At 71.5% G+C, this 17,076-nt stretch carries 16 protein-coding genes; 14 read left to right on the top strand and 2 right to left on the bottom strand.

Annotated features, from left to right (window positions below; translation table 11 throughout):
* Window positions 1-252: 252 nt before the first annotated feature.
* From M4J07_RS30420 to M4J07_RS30440, 5 genes are all read left to right on the top strand, one after another.
* Window positions 253-1,890, top strand: coding sequence for a peptide ABC transporter substrate-binding protein (locus M4J07_RS30420; RefSeq protein WP_255976927.1), 1,638 nt, complete (start codon window positions 253-255; stop codon window positions 1,888-1,890).
* Window positions 1,891-1,970: 80 nt separating this feature from the next.
* The gene (locus tag M4J07_RS30425; protein ID WP_255976929.1) at window positions 1,971-2,894 is read left to right on the top strand and encodes an ABC transporter permease; all 924 of its coding nucleotides are present in this window, start codon (window positions 1,971-1,973) and stop codon (window positions 2,892-2,894) included.
* Entirely contained in the window at window positions 2,887-3,900 is a 1,014-nt protein-coding gene (locus tag M4J07_RS30430) for an ABC transporter permease (RefSeq protein ID WP_255976931.1), read from the top strand. Before M4J07_RS30425 ends, M4J07_RS30430 begins: the two co-directional genes overlap by 8 nt.
* Before the next feature lie 5 nt (window positions 3,901-3,905).
* Window positions 3,906-4,892 carry an ABC transporter ATP-binding protein gene (locus M4J07_RS30435; RefSeq protein WP_255976932.1) on the top strand — a complete coding sequence of 329 codons (987 nt, stop codon included), beginning with the start codon at window positions 3,906-3,908 and terminating at the stop codon, window positions 4,890-4,892.
* Complete coding sequence (locus M4J07_RS30440) at window positions 4,876-6,024, top strand: ABC transporter ATP-binding protein (RefSeq protein ID WP_255976934.1); 1,149 nt, start codon at window positions 4,876-4,878, stop codon at window positions 6,022-6,024. The genes M4J07_RS30435 and M4J07_RS30440 overlap by 17 nt, the downstream gene beginning before the upstream one ends.
* A gap of 153 nt (window positions 6,025-6,177) precedes the next feature.
* On the opposite strand, the gene M4J07_RS30445 is transcribed toward M4J07_RS30440, so the two are convergent.
* A complete protein-coding gene (locus tag M4J07_RS30445) occupies window positions 6,178-8,325 on the bottom strand; it encodes a S9 family peptidase (RefSeq protein ID WP_255976936.1) in 2,148 nt (715 codons plus the stop codon).
* Window positions 8,326-8,526: 201 nt separating this feature from the next.
* On the opposite strand from M4J07_RS30445, the gene M4J07_RS30450 reads away from it, so the two are divergent.
* The 9 genes from M4J07_RS30450 (at window position 8,527) to M4J07_RS30490 (ending at window position 16,220) form a co-directional block, all read left to right on the top strand.
* Window positions 8,527-8,715 (top strand): hypothetical protein, encoded by a 189-nt coding sequence (locus M4J07_RS30450; RefSeq protein WP_255976938.1) that lies wholly within the window; start codon window positions 8,527-8,529, stop codon window positions 8,713-8,715.
* A 172-nt stretch (window positions 8,716-8,887) separates the two neighbouring features.
* Window positions 8,888-9,082: a hypothetical protein gene (locus M4J07_RS30455; RefSeq protein ID WP_255976940.1), complete on the top strand. Its 195-nt coding sequence runs from the start codon at window positions 8,888-8,890 to the stop codon at window positions 9,080-9,082.
* A 32-nt stretch (window positions 9,083-9,114) separates the two neighbouring features.
* The gene (gene mshB, locus M4J07_RS30460) at window positions 9,115-10,062 is read left to right on the top strand and encodes an N-acetyl-1-D-myo-inositol-2-amino-2-deoxy-alpha-D-glucopyranoside deacetylase (protein ID WP_255976942.1); all 948 of its coding nucleotides are present in this window, start codon (window positions 9,115-9,117) and stop codon (window positions 10,060-10,062) included.
* Window positions 10,059-10,517: a DUF6113 family protein gene (locus tag M4J07_RS30465; RefSeq protein WP_255976944.1), complete on the top strand. Its 459-nt coding sequence runs from the start codon at window positions 10,059-10,061 to the stop codon at window positions 10,515-10,517. Before mshB ends, M4J07_RS30465 begins: the two co-directional genes overlap by 4 nt.
* A 153-nt stretch (window positions 10,518-10,670) precedes the next feature.
* Window positions 10,671-12,692, top strand: a complete 2,022-nt coding sequence (locus M4J07_RS30470) for a hypothetical protein (RefSeq protein ID WP_255976946.1) — start codon at window positions 10,671-10,673, stop codon at window positions 12,690-12,692.
* A 94-nt stretch (window positions 12,693-12,786) separates the two neighbouring features.
* Window positions 12,787-13,695: an ABC transporter ATP-binding protein gene (locus tag M4J07_RS30475; protein WP_255976948.1), complete on the top strand. Its 909-nt coding sequence runs from the start codon at window positions 12,787-12,789 to the stop codon at window positions 13,693-13,695.
* Window positions 13,692-14,432, top strand: coding sequence for an ABC transporter permease (locus M4J07_RS30480; RefSeq protein WP_255976950.1), 741 nt, complete (start codon window positions 13,692-13,694; stop codon window positions 14,430-14,432). The genes M4J07_RS30475 and M4J07_RS30480 overlap by 4 nt, the downstream gene beginning before the upstream one ends.
* Before the next feature lie 104 nt (window positions 14,433-14,536).
* Complete coding sequence (locus M4J07_RS30485; RefSeq protein ID WP_255976978.1) at window positions 14,537-15,598, top strand: sensor histidine kinase; 1,062 nt, start codon at window positions 14,537-14,539, stop codon at window positions 15,596-15,598.
* 10 nt (window positions 15,599-15,608) lie between these two features.
* On the top strand, window positions 15,609-16,220 hold the full coding sequence (locus tag M4J07_RS30490; RefSeq protein ID WP_255976952.1) for a response regulator transcription factor: 612 nt from the start codon (window positions 15,609-15,611) through the stop codon (window positions 16,218-16,220).
* Window positions 16,221-16,233: 13 nt separating this feature from the next.
* Here M4J07_RS30490 and M4J07_RS30495 read toward each other — a convergent pair whose 3' ends face one another.
* Window positions 16,234-17,076 carry a transglutaminase-like domain-containing protein gene (locus tag M4J07_RS30495; RefSeq protein WP_255976954.1) on the bottom strand — a complete coding sequence of 281 codons (843 nt, stop codon included), beginning with the start codon at window positions 17,074-17,076 and terminating at the stop codon, window positions 16,234-16,236.

Raw genomic sequence — 17,076 nt, forward strand, 5'->3', positions numbered from 1 at the left:
GACCCGGCGCCCCGCACCAGGTCCAGATAGAAGTCGTCGCAGGCCGCCCACGGATTGAGCGTGTCGTAGAGGCGGGCGAGCCGGGCGTCGGCGAAGGCGTGGTCGACCATCGGCCGATCGTCCCGCACGGCCCGCCCCCGCCGCGAGGCGTTTCCCGTAAGGCCGATCCCGGAGTGCGATATGCCCGTGTTGGGCCGATATTAAGGCGTACGTGTCACGTGATCGGTACGAGTCGGTATGAGGAGGCACTCCATGCGTGGAGCCACGCACGTCAAATGGGCCGCGGCCGCGGCAGCCGTAGCCCTGACGGCGACGGCCTGTGGAGGCGGCAGCGACAGCGGTGGTGGCGGTGGTGGTGACGGTTCCGGAGTGGTGCGCTCCTCGTGGGGCGACCCGCAGAACCCCCTCGAACCGGCCAACACCAACGAGGTGCAGGGCGGCAAGGTCCTCGACATGATCTTCCGGGGCCTGAAGCGGTACAACCCGAAGACGGGCGCCGCCGAGGACATGCTGGCGGAGAAGATCGAGACCTCCGACCAGATGAACTACACGATCACGGTCAAGGACGGCTGGACGTTCTCCAACGGCGAGAAGGTCACCGCGAAGTCCTTCGTGGACGCCTGGAACTACGGCGCGAGCCTGAAGAACAACCAGAAGAACGCCTACTTCTTCGGGTACATCGACGGCTACGACAAGGTGCACCCGGACTCCGGCAGCCAGAGCGCCGACACCCTCTCGGGACTCAAGGTCACCGGGGACAACACCTTCACGGTCAAGCTCAACCAGAAGTTCTCCACCTGGCCCGACACCCTCGGCTACGCGGCCTTCGCGCCGCTGCCCAAGGCGTTCTTCGACGACCACGACGCCTGGGTGAGCAAGCCGATCGGCAACGGCCCGTACACCGTGGACTCGTACCAAAAGGGTTCCCAGATGTCCCTGCGCAAGTGGGACGACTACCCGGGCGACGACAAGGCGGAGAACGGCGGCGTCGACCTCAAGGTCTACACCGACAACAACACCGCCTACACCGACCTGACCGCGGGCAACCTCGACCTCGTCGACGACGTGCCCGCCGCCCAGCTCAAGAACGTCCAGAACGACCTCGACGGCCGGTACATCAACACCCCGGCCGGCATCATCCAGACCCTCGCCTTCCCGTTCTACGACTCCGACTGGAACAAGGCGGACAGCGACAAGGTCCGCAAGGGCCTGTCCATGGCGATCAACCGCAAGCAGATCACCGAGACGATCTTCGCCAAGACCCGTACCCCCGCCACCGACTGGACCTCCCCGGTCCTCGGCGAGGAGGGCGGCTACAAGTCGGGCCTGTGCGGCGAGTTCTGCGACTACAACCCGACCGAGGCCAAGAAGCTGGTCGCGGAGGGCGGCGGACTGCCCGGCGGCCAGGTGACGATCGGCTACAACGCCGACACTGGAAGCCACAAGGAGTGGGTCGACGCCGTCTGCAACTCCATCAACAACGCGCTCGGCAACGACAAGGCCTGCGTCGGCAGCCCCACCGGCACCTTCGCCGACTTCCGCAACAAGATCACCGACAAGAAGATGACGGGCCCGTTCCGCGCCGGCTGGCAGATGGACTACCCGCTCATCCAGAACTTCCTGCAGCCGCTGTACTACACCAACGCCTCGTCCAACGACGGCCACTGGTCCAACAAGGAGTTCGACTCCCTGGTCGACAAGGCCAACGCCGAGGCCGACACGGCCACCGCCGTGAAGACGTTCCAGCAGGCCCAGGAGGTCGTCCGGGACAACATGGCGGCCATCCCGCTCTGGTACCAGAACGGCAGCGCCGGCTACTCCGACAAGGTCTCGAACGTCGCGCTGAACCCGTTCAGCGTCCCGGTCTACAACGAGATCAAGGTCAACTGACGTCAGGAGAGCGGCAGTCCGCGCGCCCTGCCGGCCCGGCTGCCGCTCTCACCGCTCGCTGAACCGGAACCGGAGTCCTCATGGGACGTTATGTGATCCGGCGCCTGCTGCAGATGATCCCGGTCTTCATCGGCGCGACGCTGCTGATCTTCCTCATGGTCAACGTGATGGGCGATCCCATCGCCGGCCTCTGCGGCGACAGGGCCTGCGACCCTGCCACGGAGGCCCAGCTCAAGAGCGAGTTCGGCCTCGACAAGCCGGTGTGGCAGCAATACCTGACGTACATGGGGAACGTCTTCACCGGGGACTTCGGCACCGCGTTCAACGGCCAGAAGGTCACCGAGCTGATGTCGACCGCGTTCCCGGTCACCATCCGCCTCACCATCGTGGCGATCCTCTTCGAGATCGTCGTCGGCATCTCGCTCGGCGTCATCACCGGGCTGCGCCGCGGCCGGCCCATCGACACGACGGTGCTGCTGCTGACCCTGGTCGTCATCTCCATCCCGACGTTCGTCACCGGTCTCGTGCTGCAGCTGCTGCTCGGCGTCGAGTGGGGCTGGATCAATCCGGCGGTGTCCACCGAGGCGCCGTTCAGCGAACTGATCGTGCCGGGCCTCGTCCTCGCCTCGGTCTCCCTCGCGTACGTGACCCGGCTGACCCGCACCTCGATCGCGGAGAACCGGCGCGCCGACTACGTCCGCACCGCCATCGCCAAGGGCCTGCCGCGGCGCCGGGTCATCACCCGGCACCTGCTGCGCAACTCGCTCATCCCGGTGGTCACCTTCATCGGCGCCGACGTCGGCGCCCTGATGGGCGGCGCGATCGTGACCGAGCGCATCTTCAACATCCACGGCGTCGGCTACCAGCTCTACCAGGGCATCCTCCGCCAGAACACCCAGACCGTGGTCGGCTTCGTGACGATCCTCGTGCTGGTGTTCCTCGCGGTGAACCTGATCGTCGACCTCCTGTACGCCGTACTCGACCCGAGGATCCGCTATGCCTGAACCTCAAGCGCCAGAGCCCTCGTCCTGGTCCGGCGGCGGGCGGGCACCGGAGGACGGGGCCATCGCGGCGACCGGCATGGGCGGCGCCATGGACCTCGCCACGAGCGAGGGCGCGACCGTGGCCGGTGCGCCTGGCGGCTCCGCTGGCGGCCCCGCCGGCAAGCCGCGCAGCCTGTGGTCGGACGCCTGGCGCGATCTGCGCCGCAACCCGATCTTCATCATCTCGGGCCTGATCATCCTGTTCCTGGCGGTCATCTCGATCTGGCCGCAGCTGATCGCCTCCGGCAACCCGCTCTCCTGCGACCTGTCGAAGGCCCAGCAGGGCTCCCAGCCCGGCCACCCCTTCGGCTTCGACGGCCAGGGCTGCGACGTCTACACCCGCACCGTGTACGGCGCCCGCAACTCCATCACCGTCGGCGTCTGCGCCACCGTGGGCGTGGCCATCCTCGGCTCCGTGCTCGGCGGGCTCGCAGGGTTCTTCGGCGGCGCCTGGGACGCGGTCCTCTCCCGGATCACCGACATCTTCTTCGCGATCCCCGTCGTCCTCGGCGGCCTGGTGCTCCTGTCGGTCGTCACCAGCAACACCGTCTGGCCGGTCATCGGCTTCATGGTGCTGCTCGGCTGGCCGCAGATCTCCCGGATCGCCCGCGGCTCGGTCATCACCGCCAAACAGAACGACTACGTGCAGGCGGCCCGTGCGCTCGGTGCCTCCAACTCCCGGATGCTGCTGCGCCACATCACGCCGAACGCGATCGCGCCGGTCATCGTCGTCGCGACCATCGCCCTCGGTACGTACATCGCCCTGGAGGCGACGCTCTCGTACCTCGGCGTCGGTCTGAAGCCGCCGGCCGTCAGCTGGGGCATCGACATCTCGGCGGCGTCCGCGTACATCCGCAACGCCCCGCACATGCTGCTCTGGCCGGCCGGCGCGCTCGCCCTCACCGTGCTCGCGTTCATCATGCTCGGCGACGCGGTGCGCGACGCCCTCGACCCGAAGCTGAGGTAGCGCCCATGCCGTTGCTCGAAGTACGCGATCTGCACGTCGAGTTCCGCACCCGGGAAGGCGTCGCCAAGGCAGTGAACGGGGTGAACTACACCGTCGACGAGGGGGAGACGCTCGCCGTGCTCGGTGAGTCCGGCTCAGGCAAGTCGGTCACCGCCCAGGCCATCATGGGCATCCTCGACGTCCCGCCCGGGAAGATCGCCGGCGGCGAGATCCTCTTCAAGGGCCGGGACCTGCTCAAGCTGAAGGAGGAGGAGCGCAGGAAGGTCCGCGGCGCCGAGATGGCGATGATCTTCCAGGACGCGCTGTCCTCCCTCAACCCCGTGCTCTCGGTCGGCGAGCAGATCGGTGAGCTCTTCGTCGTCCACAAGGGCATGTCGCGCAAGGACGGCAAGGCGAAGGCCGTCGAGCTGATGGACCGGGTCAGGATCCCGGCCGCGAAGGAGCGCGTCGGCCAGTACCCGCACCAGTTCTCCGGCGGCATGCGCCAGCGCATCATGATCGCGATGGCGCTCGCCCTCGAACCCAACCTCATCATCGCGGACGAGCCGACCACCGCCCTGGACGTCACGGTCCAGGCCCAGGTCATGGACCTGCTCGCGGAGCTGCAGCGCGAGCTCAACATGGGCCTGATCCTCATCACCCACGACCTGGGTGTCGTCGCGGACGTCGCCGACAAGATCGCCGTCATGTACGCGGGCCGCATCGTCGAGCAGGCCCCCGTGCACGAGATCTACAAGGCGCCCGCCCACCCGTACACCAAGGGCCTGCTCGAATCGATCCCGCGCCTCGACCAGAAGGGCCAGGAGCTCTTCGCCATCAAGGGCCTGCCGCCCAACCTCATGAACATCCCGCCCGGCTGCGCCTTCAACCCGCGCTGCCCGATGGCCCAGGACGTCTGCCGGACCGACGTCCCGCCGCTCGCCGAGGTCTCACCGACGCGTCGCAGCGCTTGCCACTTCTGGAAGGAGACGCTCGATGCCTCCACACGGTGAGCACGTCAGCAAGGACGATCTGAAGCGCGAGGGCGAGATCGCCGAGCACCTCCTGCACAAGGCGCAGGCCGAGTCGTCGTACGCGAAGAACGGCTCCGCCTCCGGCCACGAACCGCTCCTGGAGGTACGGGGGCTGGTCAAGCACTACCCCCTCACCCAGGGCATCCTCATCAGGAAGCAGGTCGGCGCGGTCAAGGCCGTCGACGGCGTGGACTTCGACCTCGGCCAGGGCGAGACGCTCGGCATCGTGGGGGAGTCCGGCTGCGGCAAGTCGACCGTCGCCAAGATGCTGGTGAACCTGGAGCGCCCCACGGCCGGCCAGATCAAGTACAAGGGCGAGGACATCACCCAGCTGTCCGGCCGCGCCCTCAAGGCCGTGCGCCGCAACATCCAGATGGTGTTCCAGGACCCGTACACGTCCCTCAACCCCCGCATGACGGTGGGCGACATCATCGGGGAGCCGTACGAGATCCACCCCGAGGTCGCGCCGAAGGGCGACCGCCGCAAGAAGGTCCAGGACCTGCTGGACGTGGTCGGCCTCAACCCCGAGTACATCAACCGCTATCCGCACCAGTTCTCCGGCGGCCAGCGCCAGCGCATCGGCATCGCCCGCGGCCTCGCGCTGCGCCCCGAGATCATCGTCGCCGACGAGCCGGTCTCCGCGCTCGACGTGTCGGTGCAGGCGCAGGTGGTGAACCTGCTGGAGCGCCTCCAGGACGAGTTCGACCTGTCCTACGTGTTCATCGCCCACGACCTGTCGATCGTGCGGCACATCTCCGACCGGGTCGGCGTCATGTACCTGGGGCGCATCGTCGAGATCGGCTCCGACGCCGAGATCTACGACCACCCGACGCACCCCTACACGCAGGCGCTGCTGTCCGCCGTCCCGGTGCCGGACCCGGACGCGCGCGAGCACCGGGAGCGCATCATCCTCTCCGGTGACGTCCCCTCGCCCGCGAACCCGCCGTCCGGCTGCCGCTTCCGCACCCGCTGCTGGAAGGCGCAGAAGCGCTGCGAGGAGGAGGTGCCGGAGCTGGCCGTCCCCGCGGTCTTCCGGATCGGCGAGGGCCCGACCCAGCACCCGTCGGCCTGCCACTTCGCCGAGGAGAAGCAGGTCGTGCCATCGGAATAGGGGCCGCGCACGCCTTTACATGCAGGCAACTCGCGCGACCCGGCACCGATATACGAACGGGCCACAGTGAACAGCGTACGGCCGTGCGGGTGCCGTGGACCGGGGTCGGAGCGCGCCATGTCGCTCCGGCCCCGGTCGCTTTCCCGGACGCGTCTACAGCCCCAACGACCGCTTCAGGAAGTCCACTTGGAGCAGCAGCAGGTTCTCCGCGACCTGCTCCTGGGGCGTCATGTGCGTGACCCCCGACAGCGGCAGCACCTCGTGCGGACGGCCGTCGGCGAGGAGCGCCGACGACAGCCTGAGGGCGTGCGCGACGACCACGTTGTCGTCGGCGAGACCGTGGACGATGAGCATCGGCCGGTGGGTGTCGGCGGCCTCGGCGAGGCCGTCGTCGGTGACCAGTGAACTCTTCGCGTACGTCGCCGGGGAGGTGCCGGGGTCGCCCAGGTACCGCTCCGTGTAGTGGGTGTCGTAGAGCCGCCAGTCCGTGACCGGCGCCCCCGCGATCCCCGCGTGGAAGACGTCGGGCCGGCGCAGCACGGCGAGCGCCGAGAGGTAGCCGCCGTAGCTCCAGCCGCGCATCGCGACCTTGGCGAGGTCGAGCGGGAACCGTTCGGCGAGCGCGTGCAGGGCGGTGACCTGGTCGTCGAGCGTCAGCGTGAAGTCGCCGCGGATCGACTTCTCGCGGCCGGGCGAGATGCCCGGGGTGCCCCGGCCGTCCGCGACGATCACGGCGAAGCCCTGGTCGGCGAACCACTGCGAGGTCAGGTACGGGTTGTGGGCGGCCATCACGCGCTGCCCGTGCGGCCCGCCGTACGGGTCGAGCAGCACCGGCAGCGGCCCGTCCCCCTCCGCGTACGAGGACGGCAGCAGGACGGCGCACGGGATGCCCGCCGCCTCCGTGAGCGTGACCCGGGGCGCGATCAGCGGGCGCTCGGCGTGCGAGGCGACCTCGGCGACGTGCTTGCCGTCGCGCTCCACGCGGACCCGGGAGCCGGGGGAGTCCAGGGTCGCCGAGACGAGGACGGTGACGCCGCCCGAGCGGACCGCGGAGTGCACACCGGGCTCGGTGGAGACGCGCTGCACGCCCAGTTCGTTGACGCGGTAGACGTGCACCTCGCCGGTCTCCGGGGCCTCGGCGTCGGCGCCGGCCGATGCCGAGACCAGCACGTCTCCCTCGCCGACGTCGAGGACCGCGCGGACGTGCAACTGCGGTCCGGTCAGCGGCCGTTCACCGACGGCGAGGACCCGCGCCCCGCCCTCGTCGGCGATCCGCACCAGCTGTCCGCTCGGCGACCAGGACGGCGTCCCGGGGAACAGCTCCAGCCACTGGTCGTCCTCGTCGGCGTGCACCATCCGGGTCGAGCCGTCCTCCGGGTCCACCGCCAGGTACAGCGCGCTGAGCTGGTCGCGGGCCTGCACGAGGATCAGCGGGGCGCCGTCCGCGGACCAGTGCACGCGGGCCAGGTAGGGGTAGGCGGTCCGGTTCCAGTTGATCTCGGTGCGCGAGCCGTCCAGGCCGTACGCGAACAGCCGCACCTCGGCGTTGGGCGTACCGGCCGCCGGATAGGCGTTGCGGGCCGGCTCGCGGTCCGGGTGCGCCGGGTCGGCGATCCACCAGCGCCGTACGTCCGCGTCGTCGGCGCGGGCCACGAGCAGCCGGTCGGAGTCGGGCGACCACCAGAAGCCGCGGTAGCGGGACATCTCCTCGGCCGCGATGAACTCCGCGAGGCCGTACGTCACCGTCGGTGACTCCGGCTCGGCCAGCGCCCGGTCGTCCGCGCCCTCCGCGCCGACCACCCGCAGCGCACCCTGCGCGACGTACGCGACGTGCCGGCCGTCGGGTGAGGGGCGCGGGTCGAGGACCGGCCCGGCGGCCGGGAGTTCACGTGCCGTGCCGGCCCGCAGCTCCGCCGTGAACAGCCGCCCCGACAGCGCGAACGCGGCCAGCTCCACGGCGGCGTCCGTCGCGTAGCCCACGACGCCCGCGCCGCCCTCCCGGCTGCGCTCGCGCCGGGCCCGCTCCTGCGCCGACAGGTCCTCCGTCGCGCCGCCGAGCAGCGCGGCGGGGTCGGCGGCGAGCCGCTCCTGACCGCTCGTCACGTCGAGCACCCACAGCGCGTTCGCCCGGTCGGTGCCGGACGACGACCGCAGGAAGGCGACGCGCTCACCGTCCGGCGCGATCGTGAACGCCCGCGGCGCGCCCAGCGTGAAGCGCTGCGTACGCGCGTGCTGACGAGGAAAGGAGTACGACTCGGTCACGGCGTCGGGCCCGGTGTCTGTTCCGCTCTCGGTGGTCATCCCCGAAGCCTAGGTCGCCCTGCGCCCCTCGTGCTCCCGGGCTCCGACTCATGCGTGCCGACGGATAGTTATGGTGCGGAGCGCCCGCTGGGTACAACCCCGGCAGCAGGCCGACAACAGAACGGTCCCCGGCGCGGAGGGCTTCCCAACCATCACCGCGCCGAGGACCGACCCACCAGAAGAACTGGAAGGTGATACGTGATGACCGTATCTCGGTGTGTGGATTCCCCCTCCGGGCCGTGGGCACACGGCGCGCGGGAGTGGCAGGTGGTCGTGATCACCGTGACGATCACCGTGGTTCTGCTCGCGTGCGCCGGGGTGGACCCCGCGTGGCCGGCCGCGGCGGCCGCTCTCGTCGGGGCGCTGACCGGGGCCGGGCGGCGGGGCTGAGGCACGGGCGCCCCTGGCCGCACGGCCGGGGCGCCATGCGCCCCCGCGCGCTCCTCGCCGCCCCCGGTGCTCCCTCGCGGCGCGTCATGCATCGCTGCGGATAGTTATGATTCGTAGCGCTGTGTGGGTAGGAATCCGTCGGCGACCGGATCACTTTGGAGGAGGGACCGCTGTGGCACTCTCGATCTCGGCCGTGGTGCTGTTCGCGATCATCGTCTTCATCCTGATCAAGAAGTCGGGGCTGAAAGCCGGGCACGCCGTCGTCTGTGTGCTCCTCGGCTTCTACCTGGCGAGCTCCTCCATCGCCCCCACCATCTCCGACCTGACCACGAACCTCGCGGACATGGTCGGCGGCATCAAGTTCTGACCCGGCGCGCCCGGCGCTCTAGGCTGGGGCCCATGACGGAACTGCCCGGTCGGCGTCTGCTCCTCGTGCACGCGCACCCCGACGACGAGTCGATCAACAACGGCGCCACCATGGCCAAGTACGCCGCCGACGGCGCCCACGTCACGCTCGTGACCTGCACCCTCGGCGAAGAGGGTGAGGTCATTCCGGACGAACTCGCCCATCTCGCGCCGGACCGGGAGAACCTTCTCGGACCGCACCGTATCGGTGAGTTGGCCGCCGCCATGAAGGAACTCGGCGTCGACGACCACCGCTTCCTCGGCGGCCCCGGCCGCTACCGCGACTCCGGGATGATGGGCGTCGAGCAGAACCACAGGCCCGGCGCCTTCTGGTCGGCCGACCTGGACGAAGCCGCCGCCCACCTCGTCGCCGTGATCCGCGAGATCCGCCCGCAGGTCCTCGTCACGTACGACCCGGACGGCGGCTACGGCCACCCCGACCACATCCAGGCCCACCGCGTCGCCATGCGCGCCGCCGACCTGGCCGCCGAACCGGCCTTCCGGCGCGATCTCGGCGATCCGCACACGATCGCCAAGATCTACTGGAACCGAGTGCCCCGCACGCTCGTCGAAGAACGGTTCCGGCAGCTCGCGGAGAAGCTCGACGCCACGCCCTTCGACGTCGCCGCCGTCGTGTCCGACGTCCCGGGCGTCGTGGCCGACGAGCGGATCACCGCCGAGATCGACGGCCGGCCGTACGCCGAACGGAAGGCGGCCGCGATGCGCGCACACGCCACCCAGGTCGACGTCCCGGCCGGACCCGGCGACCTCGCGGTCTTCGCACTGTCGAACGGGCTCGCCCAGCCGCTGTTCGACGTCGAGTACTACGAGTTGGTGCGGGGCGAGCCCGGATCGGCGTACGAGAAGGACCTGTTCGACGGCATCGAGGGCGGCGACGGCGGCGACGGGACGAACGACGACCAGGGAGTGACGGGCCGATGAGCGGCGGGAAGAACGGGCGGGCCGCAGCGTCCGCCGGCAAGGGCACGGCGCCCCAGCAGGTCGATCTGCCGTTCAGTTTCGGCGCGCTCACCGCGGGCCGGATCGCCGCGCTGCTCGTCCTCTTCGTGCTCGGCGCGCTGGTCGGCGCGGCGGGCGCACTGGCCCAAGGGGGCTGGTTCCCGGGCGGGTTGCTGCTCGCACTGCTCGGCGCGGCCGGGCTGTTCCACGGCGGCGCCCGGCTGACCGGCGGCAGATCCGGGGCGGTGGCACCCGCGGCGGGCTGGCTCGTCGCGGTCATCCTGCTCACCGCGAGCCGTCCCGAGGGTGACTTCCTGTTCGGCGCGGGACTCGGCTCCTACCTGTTCCTCCTCGGAGGGATGGCCGTGGCTGTGATCTGTGCCACCCTCGGCCTGACACGGCAACCACCCGCGTCCGCCGCCCGACTTGGGAAGTGACGTGACACTTTGACGGGCACTGCCGTGATCCCCGCGAGGGATTCACCATCCGTCACACAGTGACTTCCCGCGGCGGCCAGTATGGTGGTGCGCGCCGCCGAGCAGCCCGCGCGAGGTCGAGACGGGCGGCGGAGCCAACCGGGAGAACCTGCTTTGAGTCGTGAAACTGACAGTTCGTCCTCCGGGCCCCAGGGGCGCGGCGCTGCCGCCTACCCGTCGGGGACGCCTCCGTACGGAACGTCCGCGCAGGGCGCCACGTCCGGTGACGCCGACCCCGTGGGCCAGGTGCCCACGGGCGACCAGGGCGCCACGGACGCCCCCAAGACCGAGACGACGCTGACGACGCGGATCCGGATCAACATCCCCGGCTCGCGTCCGATCCCGCCGGTCGTGATGCGTACGCCGATGAGCGACGTCGACGGCAAGCCCGGCACGGGTGCCGGTACCGGTGCCGAGCCGCAGGCCGCGCCGGGCCCCGAGTCCGACACGTCCACCGCGTCCGGCCGCCCCTCCGCGCTCGCCTCCTACGCCGGCGCCACGACGGAGGCCGCGCCCGCCGCGGCCCCGGCCGAGCCCGCCGAGCCCAAGGCGCCCGCGCAGGAGAAGACCAGCGACTGGTTCGCGCCCCGCAAGGCCGCCGCCGCGCCGCGCGGCGGAGCCGCGGCGAACGGGGCGGGGGCCGCGGCCTCCGGTCCCGGTGGCGCCGCTCCGGCGCCCGGACCGGCCGGCGGCGGCAGCTCCGGCGGATTCGACGTGACCGGCGCGCTGGCGGCCGGCCCGCTCGGCGCCGGCGCCCCGGCGCCGGGCGACCCGCAGCGCGGTGACCTCCCGTACTTCTCCGGCAACCAGGAGCCGGGCGCTCCCGGGCGCGGACCCGCGGGCCCCACCGGCCCGACCGGCGGTCCCGCCACCGGTGACGGCCCGATGGTGCCGCCGGTCGCGCCCAACCCGCTCATCACGCCCGCGGGCGGCGGCCAGGTCCCGCCCCGGATGAGCGACGACACCGCGATCCTGACGCCGCAGAAGCCGGCCCCGGAACCGGGCGCCCCGGGCGGCAACGTCTCGGGTGACACGCTCACCAGCGGCATCCCCGTCGTCCCGCAGGCCGGCCAGGGCCCGGGCCCCGGCTCGCCGTTCCCGCCGGTCGGCCAGGGCGAGGCCCCCGCCCCGCACACCCCGCCGAAGCTGCCGGACCCGGTGCAGAGCGCCCCGGCGCCCGCGAAGAAGAAAAAGGGCCGCAGCAAGCTGGTCCTGCTCGGCGCGGGCGTCGTCGGCGTGGCCGGAGTCGCGTACGGCGCGGGCCTGTTGATGAACCACTCCGACGTCCCCAAGGGCACCACCGTCCTCGGCGTCGACATCGGCGGCGGCACCCGCGACGAGGCGGCCAGCAAGCTGGAGAGCGCCCTCGGCAAGCGCACCGAGCAGGCGCTGGAGCTCCAGGTCGACGGCAAGACCGTCAAGCTGAAGCCGGAGCAGTCCGGCCTCTCCCTGGACAGCGCCGCCACCGTCTCGGCCGCCGCGGGCAGCGACTACAACCCGGTCTCCGTGATCGGCTCGCTGTTCGGCAACGAGCGGGTCGTCGAGCCCGTCATGCCGGTCGACGAGGAGAAGCTGCACGCGGCCCTCGAACAGGCCGCGGGCGGCGCCGCCGCGTCCGGCGACGGCACGATCAGGTTCGTCCCCGGCAAGGCCGTCGCCGTCTACGGCAAGACCGGCAAGGGCATCGACGTCGACCGGTCGTCCGGTGCCGTCGAGGAGGCGTACCAGAAGCAGGTCGAGACCGGCACCTCCGCGCCGGTCCAGGTCGCCACGACGACGCGCAAGCCGACGATCGCGGACGCCGAGGTCGACCGGAAGATGAAGCAGTTCGCCGAGCCCGCCATGTCCGGCCTGATCACGGTCAAGGCGGGCAGCGCCCAGATCCAGTTCGGCCCGGACAAGTCGCTGCCGAAGATCCTCGGCATGAAGGCGATCGACGGCAAGCTCGTCGAGACCTACGACCGGGCGGCGCTCAAGGAGCTGTACGGCAGCACCTTCGACGGCGTCCTGATCACCCGGGGCAACGGGAAGAAGACCCCGGTCCAGCCCACGGACGTGGCACAGGCGATGGGTAAGGCCCTGCTGGGCAAGACCCCCGCCGAGCGCATCGTGGAGATCGACACCAACCCGAGCTAGCCGCCGCCGTCCGCGTCCCGCATGACAGATGTCATGCGGGACGCGCGACGCGCGACACTGCCGCCGGGGCTCGCCCAGCGGCGACGATGACGGCATGAACACCAACGCGGCGGTCACCTTCACCGGGGTGACGAAGAGCTACGGCACCGTCAAGGCGGTCGACGGTCTCAGCCTGGAACTGCATCCGGGGGAGACCGTCGCCCTGCTCGGCCCGAACGGCGCCGGGAAGTCCACCACCCTCGACCTCCTGCTCGGCCTGCGCCCCGCCGACACCGGCGACGTCCGCGTCTTCGGCGCCGGCCCGCGCGACGCGATCGTGCAGGGCCGGGTCGGCGCCATGCTGCAGAGCGGCGGCCTGATGGACGAGGTGACCGTGCGCGAGCTCGTCCAGCTCGCCGTCGCCCTGCACCCCAAGCCGTACAAGGCCGACGACGTGCTGACCCGCGCGGGCATCACCCAGATCGCCGACCGCAGGGTCAACAAGCTCTCCGGCGGCCAGGAGCAGCGCGTCCGCTTCGCCCTCGCCACCGCCGGGGACAGCGACCTGATCGTCCTCGACGAGCCGACGACCGGCATGGACGTCTCCGCGCGCCAGGCGTTCTGGGCGACCATGCGCGAGCAGGCCGACCAGGGGCGCACCGTCCTGTTCGCCACGCACTACCTGGAAGAGGCCGACGCGATCGCCGACCGCGTCCTGGTGCTGCACCGCGGCCGTCTCCTCGCCGACGGCACCGCCGCCGAGATCAAGGCGAAGGCCGGCGCCCGCAAGGTCTCCTTCGACCTGGAGGGCCCCATCGACACCGCGGCCGTCCGGGCCCTGCCGTTCCTGACCGGCATCGACATCAGCGGCCAGACCGTCCGCATCCAGTCCACCGACGCCGACGCGACCGTGCACGCGCTGTACGGACTCGGCGTCTACCCCCGCAACCTCGAAGTCGCCGGACTCGGCCTGGAGCAGGCGTTCGTGGCGATCACCGCTGCCGAGGAGGCCAAGTCCCGATGAACAGCCTGATCAAGCTGGAGATCACCCGCGCCCTGCGCAACAAGAAGTTCCTGTTCTTCTCCGTGATCTACCCGTCGGTCCTCTTCCTGCTGATCGCGGGCAGCGCCGACAGCTCCACGATCGTCGACGGCACGGGCCTGAACCTGCCCGCGTTCATGATGGTCTCCATGGCCTCCTTCGGCGCGCTCACCGCCGTCCTCATGGGCAACAGCGAACGCATCGCCAAGGAGCGGGAGAGCGGCTGGGTCCGGCAGCTGCGGCTGACGACGCTGCCCGGCCGCGGCTACGTCCTCGCGAAGACCGCGAGCGCCGCCGTCGTCTCGCTCCCGTCCATCGTGATCGTCTTCGTGGTGGCCGCCTCCTTCAAGGACGTGCGGTTCGACGGCTGGCAGTGGCTCGCCCTGACCGGCGCGATCTGGGCCGGCAGCCTCTGCTTCGCGGCGCTCGGCGTCGCCATCGGCTACGTCGCGTCCGGCGACGCCGTCCGCCCGATCACGATGATCGTCTACTTCGGCCTGTCGATCCTGGGCGGCCTGTGGATGCCCACCACGACGTTCCCGCAGTGGCTCCAGGACATCGCCACGTGGCTGCCCACGCACGCGTACGCCGCCCTCGGCCAGGCCATCGAACTGGGCGACGCCCCGCACACCCGCGACGTCGCGCTGATCGTCGTCTACTTCCTGCTCTTCGCGGGCGGCGCGGCGTGGCTGTACCGGAAGGACACGTTGAAGGCGTGAGCACCACGGACCTGGGCCCCGACCCGGACGTCGGCCGCATCGCGCGGATCGGCCAACCGCCGGAGAGCCGCCGCGAGTTCTTCGTGAAGCTGCTCTGGATCGGCATGTGGCTGGCGTTCCTCGGCAGCCCGGTCGCCGACCTGCTGCAGGGCGACCACGGCCCGCTGGGCACGAGCCTCGGCGCCCTCGGCCTCGCGGTGTTCGTCGCCGCCTACATGGGCCTCGTGATGCGCCGGACGGGCCGTCCCCTCGGCCGGCGGCTGGCCCACGGCTGTCTCCTCGCGCTGCCGGTGTTCGCCGTCGTCCTCTCCCTCGCGCTCGGGCCCGACTGGCTGGTCCTGTTCGTGTACGTCTCCGTGGCCTGCGGGGCCGTCCTGCCGCTGCGCCGGTCCCGGTGGGCGGTCCTCGCGACGACGGTCCTCATGGTCGTCGTCGGACTGCTGCTCGACACCGACCCCGAGTACTGGCTCGTCGTGCCCTCGCTGCTCGGCGGCTTCTCGATGATCGGCGTACGGGAACTGGTGCGCACCACGCAGGAGCTGCGGGAGGCCCGGGCCCAGGTCGCCCAGCTCGCCGCGAACGAGGAGCGGCTGCGCCTCGCCCGCGACCTGCACGACCTCCTCGGCCACTCCCTCTCGCTCATCACGCTCAAGAGCGAACTCGCCGGCCGGATGCTGCCCGACCACCCCGACAAGGCCGCCGACCAGGTCGCCGACATCGAGAAGGTCAGCCGGCAGGCCCTGGTCGACGTCCGTGAGGCCGTCACCGGCTACCGGCGGCCCCGCCTCAGCGCCGAACTCGCGGGCGCCAAGGCCGCGCTGACGGCGGCGGGCATCGAGGCGACGGTGCCGGTGGCGGCGCCGCCCGGTCTGCCCGAGACGCAGGACGCGACCCTCGCCTGGACGCTGCGCGAAGCCGTCACCAACGTCGTCCGGCACAGCGGGGCGCGGCGCTGCGCGGTCGACGTCACCCGCCGCGAGACCCTCGCGGGCCCGGTCGTCGAGCTGACCGTCGAGGACGACGGCCGGGGCCCGTCCGGGACCCACCCGGGCAACGGGCTCACCGGCCTCGCCGAACGGCTCGCCCTGGCCGGCGGCACCCTGGAGACCGGTGCGGCGCGGGGGCGGGGCTTCCAGCTGGTGGCCCGGGTGCCGGCGGGCTCGTAGGATCCGCCGCATGAGCCCGATCAAGGTGTTGCTGGCCGAGGACCAGTCGATGGTGCGCGAGGCCCTCGCCGCGCTGCTCGGCCTGGAGCCGGACATCGAGGTCGTCGCGCAGGTGGCCCGCGGGGACGAGGTCCTGGCGGCGGCCCGCGCGCACGCCGTGGACGTGGCGCTCCTCGACATCGAGATGCCGGGCTGCACCGGCATCGAGGCGGCGGCGGAACTCCGCTCCGAACTCCCGGAGTTGAAGGTGATCGTGCTGACCACCTTCGGCCGGCCCGGCTATCTGCGCAGCGCCATGGAGGCGGGCGCGCATGCGTTCCTGGTCAAGGACGCCCCGGCGGCCCGGCTCGCCGAGGCCGTGCGCACGGTCCTGGCGGGGGAGCGCGTCATCGACCCCACGCTCGCCGCGGCGGCCCTCGCGGACGGCGCCAACCCGCTCACGGACCGGGAGCGCGAGGTGCTGCGCGCGGCGGCGGACGGCCGCACCAACGCGGAACTGGCCGCGGCCCTCAACCTGTCGCAGGGCACGGTCCGCAACTATCTGTCGGTGGCGATCCAGAAACTGGCGGTGCGCAACCGCGCGGAGGCGGTGGGCAGGGCGCGCGAGAAGGGCTGGCTCTGATCCGGCGAACGGCTCAGTTCAGCATCGCGCGGGCCGCCCGGGCCTGCCCCAGCACCTGCTCCGCCGCGGCCGTGTCCACCGCGGAGACGACCTCCGCGTACGCCTCCAGCTCCACGGCGCCGGTCACGAAGTCGCCCCGCTGCACCAGCAGCTGTGCCCGCTCGTACCGCAGCCGGGCCGGGTGCGACGGCAGCAGCAGCGACAGCTCCACGGCCCACAACGACACGTCCGACCGCTCGGGCCTGGTCGCCGCCCACGCCCGGACGTTGTTGAGGATCCGCAGCACGACGTCCAGCGGATCGGCCGGCGTGAGCATCGACGGATCCAGCGGGGCCCCGGTCGCCCCGGCCACCAGCAGCTCCGTGTCGGCCCCGCTCAGCACCCGCCCGCCGTCGAACGGATCGGCCAGCACCTGCTCCTGGGGCGGACCGAAACCGACCACGAAGTGGCCGGGCAGCGCCACCCCGTAGACCGGCGCACCGGCCCGCCGCGCCACCTCCATCCACACCACCGACAGCAGGATGGGCAGCCCGCGCCTGCGCCGCACCACCTCGTGCAGCAGCGACGACTCCAGCCGCTGGTAGTCGCCGGGCACGCCGTGGAAGCCGAGCCGGGCGCCGAGCAGCTCGGCCAGGGCCGTCGCCCAGGACCGCGGGCCGCCCGGCCGGAACGGCAACTGGCCGGCCAGGTCGTCCAGTTCGATGTGCACCGCGTCCATCCCGGCCTCGTCGAGCGCCGGGTCCGCCTGGGCGGCGAGCAGCAGGCACAGCTGCGCCAGATCGGGCCGCTCGGCCCGCGCCTCCTCGGCGAACCGGCGCCGAAGCTCCGTCGAACGTGGGGACAAGTGGGGGGACAT

It is taken from the genome of Streptomyces longispororuber, assembly GCF_024448165.1.
Taxonomy (GTDB): Bacteria; Actinomycetota; Actinomycetes; order Streptomycetales; family Streptomycetaceae; genus Streptomyces; species Streptomyces longispororuber_A.

Bases quoted from the DNA above. Each gene is read 5' to 3' on its own strand.
- M4J07_RS30420 (WP_255976927.1), top strand. From the start codon at position 253: ATGCGTGGAGCCACGCACGTCAAATGGGCCGCGGCCGCGGCAGCCGTA.
- M4J07_RS30425 (WP_255976929.1), top strand. From the start codon at position 1,971: ATGGGACGTTATGTGATCCGGCGCCTGCTGCAGATGATCCCGGTCTTC.
- M4J07_RS30430 (WP_255976931.1), top strand. From the start codon at position 2,887: ATGCCTGAACCTCAAGCGCCAGAGCCCTCGTCCTGGTCCGGCGGCGGG.
- M4J07_RS30435 (WP_255976932.1), top strand. From the start codon at position 3,906: ATGCCGTTGCTCGAAGTACGCGATCTGCACGTCGAGTTCCGCACCCGG.
- M4J07_RS30440 (WP_255976934.1), top strand. From the start codon at position 4,876: ATGCCTCCACACGGTGAGCACGTCAGCAAGGACGATCTGAAGCGCGAG.
- M4J07_RS30445 (WP_255976936.1), bottom strand. From the start codon at position 8,325: ATGACCACCGAGAGCGGAACAGACACCGGGCCCGACGCCGTGACCGAG.
- M4J07_RS30450 (WP_255976938.1), top strand. From the start codon at position 8,527: ATGACCGTATCTCGGTGTGTGGATTCCCCCTCCGGGCCGTGGGCACAC.
- mshB (WP_255976942.1), top strand. From the start codon at position 9,115: ATGACGGAACTGCCCGGTCGGCGTCTGCTCCTCGTGCACGCGCACCCC.
- M4J07_RS30465 (WP_255976944.1), top strand. From the start codon at position 10,059: ATGAGCGGCGGGAAGAACGGGCGGGCCGCAGCGTCCGCCGGCAAGGGC.
- M4J07_RS30475 (WP_255976948.1), top strand. From the start codon at position 12,787: ATGAACACCAACGCGGCGGTCACCTTCACCGGGGTGACGAAGAGCTAC.
- M4J07_RS30480 (WP_255976950.1), top strand. From the start codon at position 13,692: ATGAACAGCCTGATCAAGCTGGAGATCACCCGCGCCCTGCGCAACAAG.
- M4J07_RS30485 (WP_255976978.1), top strand. From the start codon at position 14,537: ATGTGGCTGGCGTTCCTCGGCAGCCCGGTCGCCGACCTGCTGCAGGGC.
- M4J07_RS30490 (WP_255976952.1), top strand. From the start codon at position 15,609: ATGAGCCCGATCAAGGTGTTGCTGGCCGAGGACCAGTCGATGGTGCGC.
- M4J07_RS30495 (WP_255976954.1), bottom strand. From the start codon at position 17,076: ATGTCCCCCCACTTGTCCCCACGTTCGACGGAGCTTCGGCGCCGGTTC.